The sequence below is a fragment of the Sulfitobacter faviae genome (assembly GCF_029870955.1).
Classification (GTDB): Bacteria; Pseudomonadota; Alphaproteobacteria; order Rhodobacterales; family Rhodobacteraceae; genus Sulfitobacter; species Sulfitobacter faviae.
Window position 1 is genome coordinate 913,371 of record NZ_PGFQ01000001.1, and the last position, 14,318, is coordinate 927,688.

At 60.1% G+C, this 14,318-nt stretch carries 12 protein-coding genes, 2 tRNA genes and 1 pseudogene; 6 read left to right on the top strand and 9 right to left on the bottom strand.

Annotated elements, in window-relative coordinates; genetic code table 11:
* Nucleotides 1-4: 4 nt before the first annotated feature.
* The 3 genes and pseudogenes from CUR85_RS04785 to CUR85_RS04795 form a co-directional block, all read right to left on the bottom strand.
* Complete coding sequence (locus CUR85_RS04785; RefSeq protein WP_067266611.1) at nucleotides 5-475, bottom strand: DUF2948 family protein; 471 nt, start codon at nucleotides 473-475, stop codon at nucleotides 5-7.
* Nucleotides 472-1,741: pseudogene (gene murA, locus CUR85_RS04790) on the bottom strand (UDP-N-acetylglucosamine 1-carboxyvinyltransferase). The gene CUR85_RS04785 and the pseudogene murA overlap by 4 nt, the downstream one beginning before the upstream one ends.
* Before the next feature lie 3 nt (nucleotides 1,742-1,744).
* Nucleotides 1,745-1,921 (bottom strand): hypothetical protein, encoded by a 177-nt coding sequence (locus tag CUR85_RS04795; protein ID WP_168612795.1) that lies wholly within the window; start codon nucleotides 1,919-1,921, stop codon nucleotides 1,745-1,747.
* 85 nt (nucleotides 1,922-2,006) lie between these two features.
* Between CUR85_RS04795 and CUR85_RS04800 the strand changes: the two genes are divergently transcribed.
* Nucleotides 2,007-2,081 (top strand) — tRNA-Thr (locus tag CUR85_RS04800).
* 392 nt (nucleotides 2,082-2,473) lie between these two features.
* Here CUR85_RS04800 and CUR85_RS04805 read toward each other — a convergent pair.
* Nucleotides 2,474-2,995 carry a superoxide dismutase family protein gene (locus CUR85_RS04805; RefSeq protein ID WP_067264691.1) on the bottom strand — a complete coding sequence of 174 codons (522 nt, stop codon included), beginning with the start codon at nucleotides 2,993-2,995 and terminating at the stop codon, nucleotides 2,474-2,476.
* 104 nt (nucleotides 2,996-3,099) lie between these two features.
* Between CUR85_RS04805 and CUR85_RS04810 the strand changes: the two genes are divergently transcribed.
* Nucleotides 3,100-3,176: transfer RNA gene (locus tag CUR85_RS04810), tRNA-Arg, on the top strand.
* A gap of 28 nt (nucleotides 3,177-3,204) precedes the next feature.
* Here CUR85_RS04810 and CUR85_RS04815 read toward each other — a convergent pair.
* The 3 genes from CUR85_RS04815 to CUR85_RS04825 all read right to left on the bottom strand — a co-directional run bounded on the left by CUR85_RS04815 (nucleotide 3,205) and on the right by CUR85_RS04825 (nucleotide 6,886).
* Nucleotides 3,205-3,564 carry a response regulator gene (locus CUR85_RS04815; RefSeq protein ID WP_067264689.1) on the bottom strand — a complete coding sequence of 120 codons (360 nt, stop codon included), beginning with the start codon at nucleotides 3,562-3,564 and terminating at the stop codon, nucleotides 3,205-3,207.
* A 6-nt stretch (nucleotides 3,565-3,570) separates the two neighbouring features.
* On the bottom strand, nucleotides 3,571-5,052 hold the full coding sequence (locus tag CUR85_RS04820; RefSeq protein ID WP_343245408.1) for a sensor histidine kinase: 1,482 nt from the start codon (nucleotides 5,050-5,052) through the stop codon (nucleotides 3,571-3,573).
* A gap of 313 nt (nucleotides 5,053-5,365) precedes the next feature.
* Nucleotides 5,366-6,886, bottom strand: coding sequence for a sensor histidine kinase (locus CUR85_RS04825; protein WP_280321985.1), 1,521 nt, complete (start codon nucleotides 6,884-6,886; stop codon nucleotides 5,366-5,368).
* A gap of 396 nt (nucleotides 6,887-7,282) precedes the next feature.
* Between CUR85_RS04825 and CUR85_RS04830 the strand changes: the two genes are divergently transcribed.
* The gene (locus tag CUR85_RS04830) at nucleotides 7,283-9,088 is read left to right on the top strand and encodes a sensor histidine kinase (RefSeq protein ID WP_231886362.1); all 1,806 of its coding nucleotides are present in this window, start codon (nucleotides 7,283-7,285) and stop codon (nucleotides 9,086-9,088) included.
* 15 nt (nucleotides 9,089-9,103) lie between these two features.
* On the opposite strand, the gene CUR85_RS04835 is transcribed toward CUR85_RS04830, so the two are convergent.
* Nucleotides 9,104-9,811 (bottom strand): SDR family oxidoreductase, encoded by a 708-nt coding sequence (locus CUR85_RS04835; protein ID WP_067264682.1) that lies wholly within the window; start codon nucleotides 9,809-9,811, stop codon nucleotides 9,104-9,106.
* Between the two features lie 67 nt (nucleotides 9,812-9,878).
* Nucleotides 9,879-10,598, bottom strand: coding sequence for a helix-turn-helix transcriptional regulator (locus tag CUR85_RS04840; RefSeq protein ID WP_067264680.1), 720 nt, complete (start codon nucleotides 10,596-10,598; stop codon nucleotides 9,879-9,881).
* Between the two features lie 621 nt (nucleotides 10,599-11,219).
* Here CUR85_RS04840 and CUR85_RS04845 point away from each other — a divergent pair.
* Genes CUR85_RS04845 through arsJ form a run of 3 tightly spaced genes read left to right on the top strand, consistent with a single transcriptional unit; the run spans nucleotide 11,220 to nucleotide 14,316 of the window.
* Entirely contained in the window at nucleotides 11,220-12,062 is an 843-nt protein-coding gene (locus tag CUR85_RS04845; protein ID WP_067264678.1) for an arsenate reductase/protein-tyrosine-phosphatase family protein, read from the top strand.
* Nucleotides 12,059-13,057: an ArsJ-associated glyceraldehyde-3-phosphate dehydrogenase gene (locus tag CUR85_RS04850; protein WP_067264676.1), complete on the top strand. Its 999-nt coding sequence runs from the start codon at nucleotides 12,059-12,061 to the stop codon at nucleotides 13,055-13,057. The genes CUR85_RS04845 and CUR85_RS04850 overlap by 4 nt, the downstream gene beginning before the upstream one ends.
* The gene (gene arsJ / locus CUR85_RS04855; RefSeq protein ID WP_067264674.1) at nucleotides 13,054-14,316 is read left to right on the top strand and encodes an organoarsenical effux MFS transporter ArsJ; all 1,263 of its coding nucleotides are present in this window, start codon (nucleotides 13,054-13,056) and stop codon (nucleotides 14,314-14,316) included. Before CUR85_RS04850 ends, arsJ begins: the two co-directional genes overlap by 4 nt.
* Nucleotides 14,317-14,318 lie beyond the last annotated feature (2 nt).

Sequence of the window (14,318 nt, forward strand, 5' to 3'; positions counted from 1 at the left end):
GGCGTCACTCAGGGTGAACGGGCCGTTTCTTGGACGGGGCGACATAGGGGCGGGTCACATCCTTGAGCGTCACCTCAAGCGCTTCGACTTCCAGCCGGATCGCGCCGTCTCCGGCCAAAGTCAGCGTCACATGGCCCGAGGGCGCGTCGCCCTCTTCAAACGCGATATCCAGCAGCGACAGGATCGTATCGGCATCGCCCTGCGGCACACCTTGGCTGGCGACACGTTGCACGTTGTTGAACATCAGCACCGATTGCACCCGCTCGGGCGCGTGACGCGCCGCCCCCGTATCCTCATGCCGCAGCCGGTTCAGCAGCAGCGCAAAGCGCGCGCCCGCGCGGTGCCAGCGCATTTCGGAGGCGGGAAAGACCGCGTCTTGGGTCAGCGAGGCGATCACCGTCAGATCCTCGGCATCCAAAGCACCAAGGTTCAGCGGCGCTTCGCGGCCATCTTCGAAACGTGCATCTTCGGTCATTTGTCGCTGATCCTTTCGATATCCGCCCCAACGCCGCGCAGTTTGGAGACCACATGCTCATAGCCGCGATCAAGGTGGTAGACCCGGCTGACCGTGGTCTCCCCAGTGGCGGCCAACCCGGCAAGGATGAGGGAGATCGACGCCCGCAGATCGGTCGCCATAACCGGCGCCCCTTTGAGCTTTTCGACCCCGGTGACCTTGGCCGTACCCCCTGCACATCAATCCGCGCGCCCATGCGGATCAGCTCCGGCGCGTGCATGAAGCGATTCTCGAAAATCTTCTCTTCCAGAACCGATGTGCCTTCAGCCGTGCAGAGCAGCGCCATCATCTGCGCCTGAAGATCGGTCGGGAAACCGGGGAACGGCTCGGTGGTGACATCCACCGCCGAAATCCGCCCGTTGCGCCGTGCGACCTTGAGGCCCGCATCAGTCTCACTTACGTCGATGCCCGCCGCGTCGAGCTTTTCGCAAAACGCCTCCAGCAGATCGATTCGCCCGCCCAGAAGCTCAACCTCACCGCCGCAGAAGGCCGGGGCCAGCATATAGGTGCCAAGCTCGATCCGGTCGGTCACGACCTTATGGGTGGCCCCGTGCAGGCTGTCGACACCCTGAATGGTGATGCTGGAGGTGCCATCGCCTTCGATCTGCGCCCCCATGGCCCGCAGACAATCCGCCAGATCGACGATCTCAGGCTCCCGCGCGGCGTTGTTGATGACGGTGGTGCCCTTGGCAAGGGTCGCGGCCATGAGGATATTCTCGGTCGCCCCGACAGAGGCGAAGGGGAAGTCGATCACCGCCCCCTTCAGCTTGCCGCCCGCGGCCTTGGCATAAAGATAGCCGTCCCGCAGGTCGATCTCCGCGCCCATCTTGGCCAGACCGTCGGTGTGAATGTCCATCGGGCGCGCACCAATCGCGCAGCCGCCGGGGAGCGAGACTTCGGCATGGCCCTCGCGCGCCAAAAGCGGCCCCAAGACCAGATTCGACGCGCGCATCTTGCGCACGATGTCATATTCGGCCCTTGTGTTGATCTCCCATGGCTTGCCATGGTGATGACCTTGCCGTCCTGCATCGCGGCCACTTCGGCGCCGAGAGACTGCAAAAGCTGTGTCATCGTGCGAATGTCGCTCAGACGCGGCGCATTGGTCAGCGTCAGCGGCTCTTCGCTCAGCAATGTGGCGGGCATCAGCGCCAGACAGGCGTTTTTAGCACCCGCGATGGGAATTTGCCCGTTGAGCGCACCGCCGCCCCTGACCAGAATGGAATCCATCGTTCAGCTGTCCTTTTCCGGCCCCTCGGGGCCATTGCCTGTATCCTGCGCCACATCCTCGGCCCGCGCGCGCGCCTGCGCCTTGCGCCGCGCCATATTCGCCTTGAGCGCAGCCTTCAGCCGCGCCTCCCGCGCAGAGGGTGTTTTCGCGTTCTTTTCCGGGGCGTTTTGCTTTGCCATGCCGCCTATCTAGCGCAGGGGGCAAGAAGGGTCCAGATCAGGGGTTGCGCCCCCTTTCGATTGCGGCTAATCACCCGTCCACGGCGCTGCTGTAGCTCAGAGGTAGAGCACTCCCTTGGTAAGGGAGAGGTCGAGAGTTCAATTCTCTCCAGCAGCACCATGAAACTTCCTTGTTTCCGGATATGTAACGTCTAGCACAAGCGCTGGTCTCTCGACTTACGCCCGACGCTACGCGTCAGTCTGAGTGCGAGAGTTCAATTCCCTCCAGCAGCACCATTAATCTTCGCTTTTTCCGGACATGTAACGTCTAGCACAAGCGCTGGTCTCTCGACTTACGCCCGACGCTACGCGTCAGTCTGAGTACGAGAGTTCAATTCTCTCCAGCAACACCATGAAACTCCTCTTAATTATCGAAGTACCCCCGCGAGAGTGCCGCTCGTTTCTTTAAAGCCTACGCTGCACGCCTATTCTATAAATCGAATCGACACCCCCGCCCCGATAGCCGGGACGGAAGTGCCGAAAATTCACATCACATCACGACGCCTCAAAACATCACGACGCCTCAAACACGCCACAAGCGATACGCGACCCCGCGTCGCCCGATGGCTGCGATTCGTAATCGTCTGCGCCGCTGTGGATGATGAAGGCCGCACCATCATCGTCTTTGATCATGGTCTCAATATCGAGCAGGTCGAGAAAGACTTCGGCTTCAAGCACCCCATCTTCACCCACGACCATATTGGGCATATCACCGGGATGCGGCCCACCTTCGACGAGCACACCGTGCTTGCGGTCCCCCGCGATATGGCCACCGGCGGATTTGAAATCCTCTGCCGAACAATCACCGGTCTCATGCAAGTGCACGCCGTGGGTACCCGCGGGCACGCCGGTTACGTCGATCTTGACCAAGGTGCGGCCCGACGCAGTCGTGTTCAGCGAAACATTGCCCGAAATATCATTCGAATTGCCCGCGACCTGAGCCGTCGCCGCCGTTTGCATATGGCTTTCGGCCTGCGCCGCCACGGCGCCAGTTGTGGCCAAAGCGGCCCCGAGTAGGATATTGCGCAGATACATGGCTTCCTCCTTTGGGTTATATGTCCGATGTCGGCTCAACCCGCCCGGCCCGCGTCGGGTTCCTCTTGATGCAGGGCGAGGCTTGCCCCTATAAGCGGCCGAGTGCTCCCTTAGCTCAGCTGGATAGAGCAGCCGACTTCTAATCGGCAGGCCGAGGGTTCGAATCCTTCAGGGAGCGCCACTTTCTTTCACACGTGGGCCCTCCCCACCTACGCGCGCGAAAAATCCTCGATCGCCGCGGCGATCAGATGCGGAAAGGTCGGTTTGCCAAGCATGGCGACAGGCTCAAGCGCGCTTAGCCGCTGTTGGGTGAGATCGTCCAGATTGCCGCTCATGAAGACGCAGCGGATGTTGTGTTCCGCCAGCAGCCACTGCGCGACCTCTTCGCCGGAATCGCCATTGGCGAGCCGTAGGTCCATGAAGGCCAGATCGGGCCGGGACTGCGTCACCACCTCCCGGCAGGTCGCGAAATCCTTGACCGGGCCAAGGACGGAATGCTGAAGCTGTTCGAGCTGCATCTGAAGGTCCAAGGCAATCAAAAATTCGTCTTCGACAATCAGAATATTCACCGGCCATCACCCGGCGGGCATGGGAACCTCAATTTCAACGCAATAACCATGCTCTGTTGCCCTCTTATCCATCGTCGCCCCAAGCTGGCCGACAATGCCCGCCACGATCTTCGAACCGAGACCGACCCTATCCACACTCTCCGCGTTGCCGATCCCATCGTCCGACACCGTTAACGCCAAAAGGGCTCCCTCTTGATGCAAACGAACATCAACCCTGCCCTGTTCCCGCGCGACGAAAGCATGTTTATGCGCGTTGGTCACAAGCTCATTGATCAGCAGCGCAAGGTTGATGGCCAAATCGGTCGGCACGGTGACCGACTGCGCATCGACGACAGTCTCGATCTGCTTGCTGTCGGTCTCGGTACTGGCTGAAAGGAAATCGACGAGCTGCGGGATGTATTCGCCCACATCCACATGGGTAACGTTATGCGATTTATAGATAAGTTCATGGACGGAGCTTACCGCATGCACCCGGAGCGAAGCCTGTTGCAGGCTGTGTTTGACAGACGCATCGTCCACCGACGCGGCTTCGAGACGCAGAATGCTCGACACCAGATGCAGGCTGTTCTTGATCCGGTGGTTCACATCGCCAAGCAGTGTTTCCTTCTGCTCAAGAAGCTTGTCACGCTCGGTCAGGGTCTTCTGCAAGACCTCTTCGCGCTTCTTGGAATGGGTCAGATCGAGCGTGGCACCGATGAACCGCGCGGGCTTGTCATGTTCGAAAAGAACTTCACCACGCGTGTTCAGCCAACGGGTCTCCCCATTGGGCAAGACGATCCGATAATCGGCGTTCACGGTGGCATCATTGGCCATCGTTTCGCCCAAGCTTTGGTTCACATGCGCCAGATCATCGGGATGGATACGCCGGAACAGCTTGGCCATGGGGATTGTCCCCTCGGTATCGGCATAGCCGAACAGATTGGCCAATTCCTGCGAGATATTCGCGGTCCCCGTCTGAAGGTCCAACTCACCATAGCCGATCCCCGACACCTGCTTGGCCAGATTGAGCCGTATCGCCTGATCACGGCGACCGATAAATTCCGAGGTGACATCCTCGACATGGTGGATCAGCGCGATCAGCTTGCCATCTTCAAACACGGGCGTGTTCAACGGTTGCCAATATTTCTCTTCAAAGGCCCCGTCGGCGCTGTCGCGAATGGGGATATTGTACTTCTGCACGGCCATGCGGTGCTGTTTGCCCGTGGCGGCGACGATCTCAAGCGACTTGCCCAGATTGTTGGTGCCATCGGCCGTCGCGTCGGAAGGGTCATCCGGGAAAGCGTCGAACAGATGTTTCCCGACAAGGTCCTCCGCTTTTGTCCCGGTCATGAATAAGTACCGGTCATTCACGTCGATGATAATCAAATCAGTGTCTAAAATAAGATAACCATGGGGGGACGCCGCAAAAATTGCAGATCTCGGCACGTCCCCGTTTGCCGATTTGCTCGCGCCCATAGGTCCCCTCCCAATACTTATCATCTTTAGCATTTACCGTAGTCCTATAATTTGGAACATAAAAGCAAAGAGATACTAATTTAAGTTAAGCGGCGCCAAAGCGCCCAGACAGGAAGGGCGGTAGGCAGCGCAAAATTGTATAAGCTATGTATTCCGGGAATGAATGGCGTTTTTTTTGACATCCCCGGTGAATAAATGACGCCTCTTCCGACCATTGTCGCTTTCGCATCCCAATTCAAGTCGCAGTGCTCTAAAGCGCATCAATTGAATTAAGACCGCGCGAATTCGCTCAATCGACGGGCGCATTTAGAAGGAGAGGCCCCGCCCCGAAATGGGAAGGGGCCGATCACGCGGCCACAAGCGCTTCCTCTGCCGCGATTTCCGAGGCGCAGAGGGGCAGATCGACGGTGAACTTCGTCCCGATGCCAACGGTACTCTCTACCCGGATGTCCCCCTCATGCGCGGCGGCGAGCTTTTTGCTGATCGCAAGGCCAAGCCCGGTGCCGCCATCGGCGCTTTTGCTGGCTGTTTCCGCTTGAATGAAGGCTTGGAAAATCCGCTGCAAATCCTCTGCCGGCATCCCGCAACCGTTGTCTTCGACCTCAAGTCGGCATGTATCGCCGACCTGCTTGGCGCGCATGCGAATGCTGGAGGCCGAAGAGAACTTCAGCGCGTTGCCCAAGAGATTGATCAGGATCTGTTTGCAGCGCCCGCGGTCGGCGAAAACGTCAAATTCATCATATTCGATTTCCAACACCGCCTGTTTTTCCTTGGCCAGCCCCTGAAATTGCTCTGCCAATTCGGCCAGCAAATCGCCCGCCGCAAAAGAGGTTCTGTTGAGCTTCACGGAATTCAATTCAATGCTCGTATAGTCGAGAAGCTCGTTAATAATGGTCAACAGATGGTCGCCCGCCGATTTGATACGCCCGCCGTAGCGCTCTGTCTGGTCGCCCAACTCATCGAAATGCACCTTTGAGATCGGCTCGTTCGGTTTCAGCTTGGCCATGGTATGGCCTTTGAGGTTGGTCAGGAAGCTGGCGTAGCCGTTGATGATGGTCAGCGGCGTGCGCAGCTCATGGCTGAGAACGCTCATGAACTCGGACTTGGCCCGGCTGGCATCGCGGGCTTCATCCCGTGCTTGACGCAGCTCGACGATGTTCTCCATCCGGGTGCGGTTTTCGATGAAATAGGTGAACAGCCCGCCGGTCACGATCATTGCAGCCGTTCCTGCGATGACCATCGCCAGCAATCTGAACTCATCCGGGTTGCTATGACCGCCGATCAAGGTTGTCGGCATCACGTGAAAAGCTGCCATGCCGGTAAAATGAAGGCCGATGATCGCCAAAGCAAAGCTCGCCGTCATTTTTGACCGGGCGTATTTTTCGCCCCGCCCACCAAAAGACAAAGCCACGATGGAGAGCACCATGGCCAGCACGACCGAAGCGACGAGATAATTCTGGTCCCAGTGGATCATACCTTCGATCCGATAGGCGACCATCCCGGTGTAATGCATGGCCGAGATCGAGAGCCCCAAGATCACCCCGCCGATCACATTCGTGAACCGCCTGCGGTACATCCCGGCGATCAAAATGCCCAAGGTGGACCCGATAATTGCGATCAACAGCGAGACGAAGGTCAACCCGAAATCAAAGCTGACCGGCGCGTCGGGCTGATAGGCCAGCATGGCGATGAAATGCGTGCACCAGATGGCGATGCCCGAGGTCACGGCGGTCAGAAAATACCACAACAACGCCTGTCGCGGCGTTTGTTTAAGCGCGTGCCGGTAAAGGTTTGCGATCACCCAGCTGCCGAATGCGCACAACAGCGCGGCAAGCAAGACCAGCGTCATATCGTGGTCCGAGTGCATAGAATGAGCCACAGTCAGCATTTTTAAACCTCAAGATAATGACGCCAGTGTTGCGCAAGGATTGCGTCGAAACCGTGTTCGGGGGGTTCTTTTTGGCGGTAATTTCATTTGATGAAACTCCAGCCCCTCGCAAACAGCGCAGGCGGGCTGTTTGCCGGTCAATCGCCCCCCGCCCCTGCAACCGAAGGCGTCAAGATGCCCGTTCTAAGCGCCGTTTCGCCCCATCCCCCGAGGGGAATCACAGCAACTAAAGCGCGGGAGTGACGGTACTTACGGCGCGGCTTTGCGCCCTAGGGTTGCATCTACCGGCCATAATACGTCACTACAGCGCCAAACTTGCGCCGTATTTTAATGCTGGTCTGCGCACATTCATTTTGGTTCATAGGTATTTCCGCCATGCTAACGTGTTTCCAAGGGCTGATGCTCGACCCGGTCTATTGGACCGTGCTCGCCGTCAGCACGATCGCCGCAGCTGTCGCCTTTTGGACGCTCAAGTTCCAAGAGTTCCATGGCAAAATTTACTATGCGCTCACCTTTTTGGGGATGATCTGGACCCTGATGATGGTCGGGGCCGAAGCGGCAACGCCCGCCTACGCCTGCCAGATGCAACAGGCGCAGCTTGCGTGGCTGGGGCATGGGCTGGTGCCGGTGGCGTGGTCCTTCTTTATCTTCGAATATGTCGGCCCCTCCAGCCGGTCGCGCGGATGGGTGAGCCTTCTGGCTCTGATTGCCGTGCCGCTTGCGGCCTTCGGCCTTGCGGCGACGAACGATTGGCACCACCTGATCTATACCGCCGAGACCGCGCTTCAGCCGGGCGACGATCAGATCACCTTTGCACATGGGCCGGGGTATTTCCTCGTTCTTGCGGTGCTCTATTGCTTCGTGATGGCGACGCTCATCTGGCTGGGCCGGGCGTTCTTTCGCGCGAAACGGGCCGCTTGGCCGCTGCTGACGATGCTGGTGGTGATCACGCTGATCCCCTTGGGCGCGAACGCGGCCTATGCGCTGCTTGGTTTTACTGTCGTCGGCCTTGATCCGACCGCCTTCATGTTCACCTTGGGCATCTTCGCCTTTTCGTGGTTGCTGGTCACGAACAAGACGATGGACATGCCCTCGGTCGGGCAATCGACCCTGTTTGACACGATGAGCGAACCGCTGATCCTTTTGGACGCGCGGCGCCGCGTCATCCGCTCGAACGCCGCGGCCAAGCGCAGCGGGCTTCTGTCCGATCCGACGTTGGGCGACGATCTGATCGCGGGGATCGAAGCGCAGATGGCGCAGAACGGCTCGGCCCATATCACCTGTAACGAACGGCTTTATGAGCCGCGCGTTCAACCCATCGAAAACCCCCTCGCCCCCGCGGGCCCCGCCATCGGCTGGAGCGTTACTTTCGTCGATGTTACCGAGCGGATCGCCACCACCACGGCCCTAGAGCGGGCCTTGAGAGAGGCGGATGAGGCGAACCGTGCCAAGGATGAATTCATCTCGGTCGTCAGCCATGAGCTGCGCACGCCGCTGACCTCTCTGAAAGGGGGCTTGGCACTGGCCCTCAGCGGCAAGCTGGGTGAGATCAAAGGCCCGCTGCGCTCCTCGCTCGACATTGCCCATCGCAACGGGGTGCGCCTGTCGCGGTTGGTCGATAATATCCTGCTGGTGCAAAAGCTTGAGGTGCAGGCGCTCTCGCTCGAATGGCTGCCGGTCGACCTGCCTGCCCTGCTCCGCGAGAGTATCGAGGAAAACCGCATGTATGCCCATGAGCGCGGCGTGCGGCTGGATATCGGCAGTGTCGGCCAGCCCGCCGTGGTCTTGGGCGATGCCTTTGCCATCCGGCAGGTGGTCGACAACCTGATATCGAACGCGGTGAAATTCTCGAATGTGGGGGACACGGTGGAGGGCACGCTGACCACCAACAACGGGCGCGTGCGGGTCTCGATCCGCGATCATGGGCGCGGCATTCCCGAGGGGATGGAGGAAAAGGTCTTTGGCCGTTTCGGGCAGCTTGACGACGACGGGCAGAAATCAACCCAAGGCTCCGGCCTCGGCCTGCATATCTCCCGCCAACTGGCACGGCAGATGGCGGGGGATCTGTTTTACGAAAGCGAAGTCGGCGTCGGATCGACCTTCCATGTCGAATTCGGCATCGGGGCCGGGGCAGAGGCCACCCCGCAAGCCGCCCCAAGCGCGCTGCAAAGCACCGACTGAGCGCCGCGCCCGCGCTTAAAGTTCGATACGGATATCGTGAATCCAAAGCTTCGGCGGGCGGGACAGGACAAAGACCACCACATCGGCCAGATCATCCGGCTCGGTGAAAATATGGTTCGGCACGTCCTCTCCGGCCTTGGCGAACATGCCGGTGTTGGTGCCAGACTGATACAGCCCGCCCACCCGTACGCCGGTGTTTTCCTCATCCGCCTTCAGCACCTCCGTAAAGCCGCGCACGCCGTATTTCGTGGCCGTATAGACTGACTGCCCCGCCTGCGCCACGACACCGGATTTGGAGACGACATTGAGGATGATCGCCTCGTCATTGTCGCGCAGCGCGGGCAGCGTGGCCTGTGTCATCTGCATGAGGCCCGTCAAATTGGTCTGCACCGTCGCTTGCAGCATTTCGGGCGCGATCGTGTCGAGCGGGCCTGCCTTGTGCCAAATCCCTGCGTTGTTGATCAGAATGTCCAAGCCGCCAAGACGGTCCACCACCTGTGCGGCGGCCCGATCGATCGCCGAAGGGTCTTGCAGATCGCAGGTCAGCCCCACCGCCTCTGCCGCGCCGGCGGCTTCGCAGGCTTCTGCCACGGCCTGAAGACGTGTCTCATCCCGGCCCAGAATGGCCAGCCGCGCGCCAGCCTCTGCCAGTTTGAGACAGATGTGACGCCCGATCCCGTCGCTGCCGCCGGTGACCAAAATACGTTTGTCGCGCAGTTCCATATCGCTCTCCTATGTTGCAGGCGGCTTACCGCGCGGCGAAGCCGCCGCCAAACCCTGCCCCGCCCGGTCAGATCGTGATGATCTGCGCCCGGATCGCCTTGGCCACCGCATGGGTCTTGTTGGTCACGTCCAGCTTGGCACAGGCGTTATACAGATGATGGTTCACCGTGCTGGCCGCCACCGTCATGATCTGCGCCGTCTCCCATGCCGTTTTGCCCACCGCGGCCCATTTCAGCACTTCCTTTTCACGGTTGCTCAGCCGTGGCCCCGGCGCGGCGGGGGCGATATCCGCCACCATATCACTTTGGATCAGACAGCCCAGATAGATCGCATCGGCGATGATCCCGCGCTTGTACTTGCGCCATTCGTGAATGCGCAGGTCAGAGTTCAGCGTCAGCACCGCCTTGCCATGCGCGTGGTCCCGAATGGGGATCGACACACCGTTCTGGCGCACGCCGAACTCCATCGCCTCGCCAAAGAAATTGCGCGTGGTCCGGTCGACCTTGGGCAGCTCGCTCCAGTCCACCGGCAGGGTACCTTCGAGGGATTTGTCGACCACCGGGTCGATCAAATGGTAGTTTTCCTCTTGGTAGCGTGTCAGCCAAGCGGGATCATAGGTCGAGTGAATGACCGGATCGCTGCCGCTGGCGCCGATCTTGTGAAACCCCAGATAGGACAGGTTGTTCAGCCCCATATCCTGCGCCAAGACCTGCAACATCTCGGCGGGTTTGATGTCGGGGCGTTGTTCTTTCAATAGGAGGTAGCGGTCGGAAAGCGGTGTCACCATAGGGCGGCGTTCAAAAGCTCATGTGATTAAAAACTGAGCATTCAGTTAGGACACCTCAACCAGTGAGGGAACATGCCCGCCGTCGAATGATTTCTCGGAATAGGGGAAACGGGCCAAAACGTTGCAATTTTGTCTCAATGACCAAGGGTCAAGCGAAAGGGCCGCCCGACGAAAGGTCGGCACGTCCGCCTGCCCGCGAAGCGGTGCAGAGCATAAAGCGGCCCCCGCCCGAAAACCAATGCGCCCCTTACAAAAACACGATCGTCCAACACAGCGGACAGGGGCGCGGCTTCCGAAAGCGGGGACCGAAACAGAGCCAAATGGCAGGCCCTGTCAAAAGGTCGCGTCAGCCTGAGCGCGCATCTTATGTCTGACGGCCATTCAGCACAGCCGCAAACTCGGATAGCAAGATTCGCGCCGGCGATCTTCAAGCATTTGTTATAGTTTGATTAAATTTCCGGCGCATCTTGACTGCGCGCGCCCGGGCGCGTCTGTAAAGCTGGTAATATTTATAGGTTTCGATGAATCGCCGCGGATAGGGGCGATACGGGCGCAGCCGATTTGGCGCTGTTACAAAAACTTCACTGGCGCAAAGCTGATTAATTCTGTAATTCATGAATTATGGAACAAGTGATCCCCAACCGCCTTGCCACCCTCGGCCATCCGCAGCGCCTCGCGCTGTTTCGGCTGCTCATGCGCCGCTATCCTGACAGGGTGCCCGCGACCGAACTGGCGCAGGCGCTCGGCCTCAAGCCCAACACCCTGTCGACCTATATCGGCGCGCTGATGCAAGCGGGGCTGGTGAGCCAAGAACGGCAGGGCACATCCCTGCGCTATGCGATCGATATCGAGGCCGCGCGGGACACCATCGGCTACCTGCTGAACGACTGCTGCCGTGGCCGGCCCGAAATTTGCCTCCCCCTCACCTCTTCAGATGGAAACGCGCCCATGACCGACGACAAGTTCAACGTCCTATTCATCTGCACCGGCAACTCCGCCCGGTCGATCTTTGCCGAAAGCATCCTACGCGACCTCGCAGGGGACCGGTTCAACGTCTATTCCGCAGGCACCCGCCCGCAGTCTGAGCTGAACCCTTTCGCCGTCGAAGTGCTTGAACAAAAGGGCCATGACGTGACCCACCTCAGATCAAAACATATCTCTGAGTTTCAGGCCGCGGATGCGCCTGCCTTCGACTTCGTCTTTACCGTCTGCAATCAGGCCGCCAATGAGGAATGCCCCACATGGCCGGGCCAGCCGATCACCGCCCATTGGGGGCTGCCCGACCCGGTCAAGGTGGAAGGCTCCGACGCGGAAAAGAGCCTCGCTTTCCAGCAGGCCTATGGCACCCTGCGCAACCGGATGCTGGGCTTTACCAGCCTGCCGCTTACCTCGCTCGACCGTATCTCGCTGCAAAAGGCGCTGGATGACGCTGGCCAAACCGACAAAGAAGGAACTTCCGCATGACCACCTACGCGATCAACGGCCTTGGCCGTATTGGCAAGCTCGCCCTGAAACCCCTGCTGGACCAAGGGGCCGAAATTGCATGGATCAACGATGCGGTGGGCGACCCAGAAATGCACGCGCATCTGCTGGAATTCGACACGGTGCACGGGCGCTGGCAGGCCGATTTCGCCCATGACGCCGACAGCGTGACGATCAACGGCACCCGCCTGCCCTTCATCGGGACGCGCGACCTTGGCGCGCTGCCGCTTGACGGGGTGGATGTGGTGATCGATTGCACCGGCGCCTTCAAGACCGAGGCGAAACTCGCCCCCTATTTCGAAGCCGGGGTGAAGAAAGTGGTGATCTCGGCCCCGGTAAAAGACGGGGATGCGGCCAATATCGTTTATGGCGTCAATGATGATGTCTATGATCCCGCACGGCACCGGATCGTCACGGCGGCAAGCTGCACGACCAACTGCCTCGCCCCGGTGGTGAAGGTCATCCATGAGGCGCTGCGGATCAAACACGGCTCCATCACCACGATCCACGATGTGACCAACACACAAACCATCGTCGACCGCCCCGCCAAAGACCTGCGCCGCGCCCGTTCGGCCCTGAACTCCCTGATCCCGACGACCACGGGCAGCGCTACGGCGATCACCCTGATCTACCCCGAGCTTAAAGGCCGGTTGAACGGCCATGCGGTGCGGGTGCCGCTGCTGAACGCTTCGCTGACTGACTGTGTCTTTGAGGTGGAGCGGGAGACGACCGTGGAAGAGGTGAACGCCCTGTTCAAAGCTGCCGCCGAAGGAGGGTTGAAAGACATCCTTGGCTATGAGGAGCGCCCGCTGGTCTCGACCGATTACACCAATGACACGCGGTCCAGCATCGTCGATGCGCCCTCCACCATGGTGGTGAACGGGACGCAGGTAAAAATCTATGCGTGGTACGACAATGAGATGGGCTATGCCCACCGTCTGGTCGATGTGGCGCTGATGGTCGGGGCAAGCCTGTGAGCCAGAGCGCGACCCGCCCTGAGGGGCTTTCGGCCTATATCGCGGTCACGGCGGCCTATTGGGCCTTCATGCTGACCGATGGCGCGTTGCGCATGTTGGTGTTGCTGCATTTCCACCGGCTTGGCTTTTCGCCGGTGCAACTGGCCTATCTCTTTGTGCTGTATGAGATCGCGGGCGTCATTACCAACCTCTGCGCGGGCTGGATCGCGGCGCGCTTCGGGCTCGCCTCGACGCTCTATGCCGGGCTGGGGTTGCAGATCGTAGCACTGCTGGCGCTGGCGCAGCTTGACCCCACATGGGCGGTTGGGGCCTCGGTCGTCTTCGTCATGCTGGTGCAGGGGGCCAGCGGCGTGGCCAAGGATTTAGCCAAGATGTCGTCGAAATCCGCCGTCAAACTGCTCGCCCCGGCTGAGGATGGCGGGCTGTTTCGCTGGGTGGCGCTGCTGACCGGTTCCAAGAACATGGTCAAAGGCTTGGGCTTTCTGCTCGGCGCAGCCCTGCTGGCGACGCTTGGCTTTGTCTGGGCGGTGCTCGGGATGGCGGCGATCCTTGCGCTGATCCTGCTCGCCGTGCTGACCGCCATGCCGCCCGGCCTGCCCAAGGGCCGCAAGGGAGCGAAGTTCTCGGAAGTCTTCTCAAAATCCGCCAATGTGAACTGGCTCAGCGCGGCGCGGGTGTTTCTCTTCGGCGCGCGGGACGTGTGGTTCGTGGTGGGCATCCCGATCTATTTTTACGCGGTCCTCTCGGATGGCACGGAGGAAAGCAACCGCGCGGCCTTTTTCATGATCGGCACCTTTATGGCGGTCTGGGTGATCCTCTACGGGTTGGTGCAGATCTACGCCCCACGCCTGCTCCGCGCGAAATCCCGCCCGGCAGGCGACCTGATCTCAGCCGCGAAGGGCTGGGCGTGGTCGCTTGCCGCCGTGCCCACGGCGCTGACGCTGGCGGCGCTGTTCAGCGACGGGCCGCAGGGCTGGCTTACCGTGACGCTTGTGATCGGCCTCTTGGCCTTTGGCGCGGTCTTTGCGGTGAACTCATCGCTGCATTCCTACCTCATCCTCTCTTTCACCAAGGCTGAGCGGGTGACGATGGATGTGGGGTTTTACTACATGGCCAATGCCGCCGGGCGGCTCTTGGGAACACTGATGTCGGGTCTAAGCTATCAGATTGGCGGCCTGCCCCTGATGCTGGGCGCGGCGGCGATCATGGTGGCCCTGTCGGCGCTGCTGGTCGGGTTCTTGAAACCCGACCAGAGCTAACC

Coding starts and splice junctions, on each gene's coding strand:
- CUR85_RS04850 (WP_067264676.1), top strand. CDS start 12,059: ATGACCACCTACGCGATCAACGGCCTTGGCCGTATTGGCAAGCTCGCC.
- CUR85_RS04830 (WP_231886362.1), top strand. CDS start 7,283: ATGCTAACGTGTTTCCAAGGGCTGATGCTCGACCCGGTCTATTGGACC.
- CUR85_RS04795 (WP_168612795.1), bottom strand. CDS start 1,921: ATGGCAAAGCAAAACGCCCCGGAAAAGAACGCGAAAACACCCTCTGCG.
- CUR85_RS04820 (WP_343245408.1), bottom strand. CDS start 5,052: ATGCTAAAGATGATAAGTATTGGGAGGGGACCTATGGGCGCGAGCAAA.
- CUR85_RS04840 (WP_067264680.1), bottom strand. CDS start 10,598: ATGGTGACACCGCTTTCCGACCGCTACCTCCTATTGAAAGAACAACGC.
- CUR85_RS04825 (WP_280321985.1), bottom strand. CDS start 6,886: ATGCACTCGGACCACGATATGACGCTGGTCTTGCTTGCCGCGCTGTTG.
- CUR85_RS04785 (WP_067266611.1), bottom strand. CDS start 475: ATGACCGAAGATGCACGTTTCGAAGATGGCCGCGAAGCGCCGCTGAAC.
- CUR85_RS04845 (WP_067264678.1), top strand. CDS start 11,220: ATGGAACAAGTGATCCCCAACCGCCTTGCCACCCTCGGCCATCCGCAG.
- CUR85_RS04835 (WP_067264682.1), bottom strand. CDS start 9,811: ATGGAACTGCGCGACAAACGTATTTTGGTCACCGGCGGCAGCGACGGG.
- CUR85_RS04805 (WP_067264691.1), bottom strand. CDS start 2,995: ATGTATCTGCGCAATATCCTACTCGGGGCCGCTTTGGCCACAACTGGC.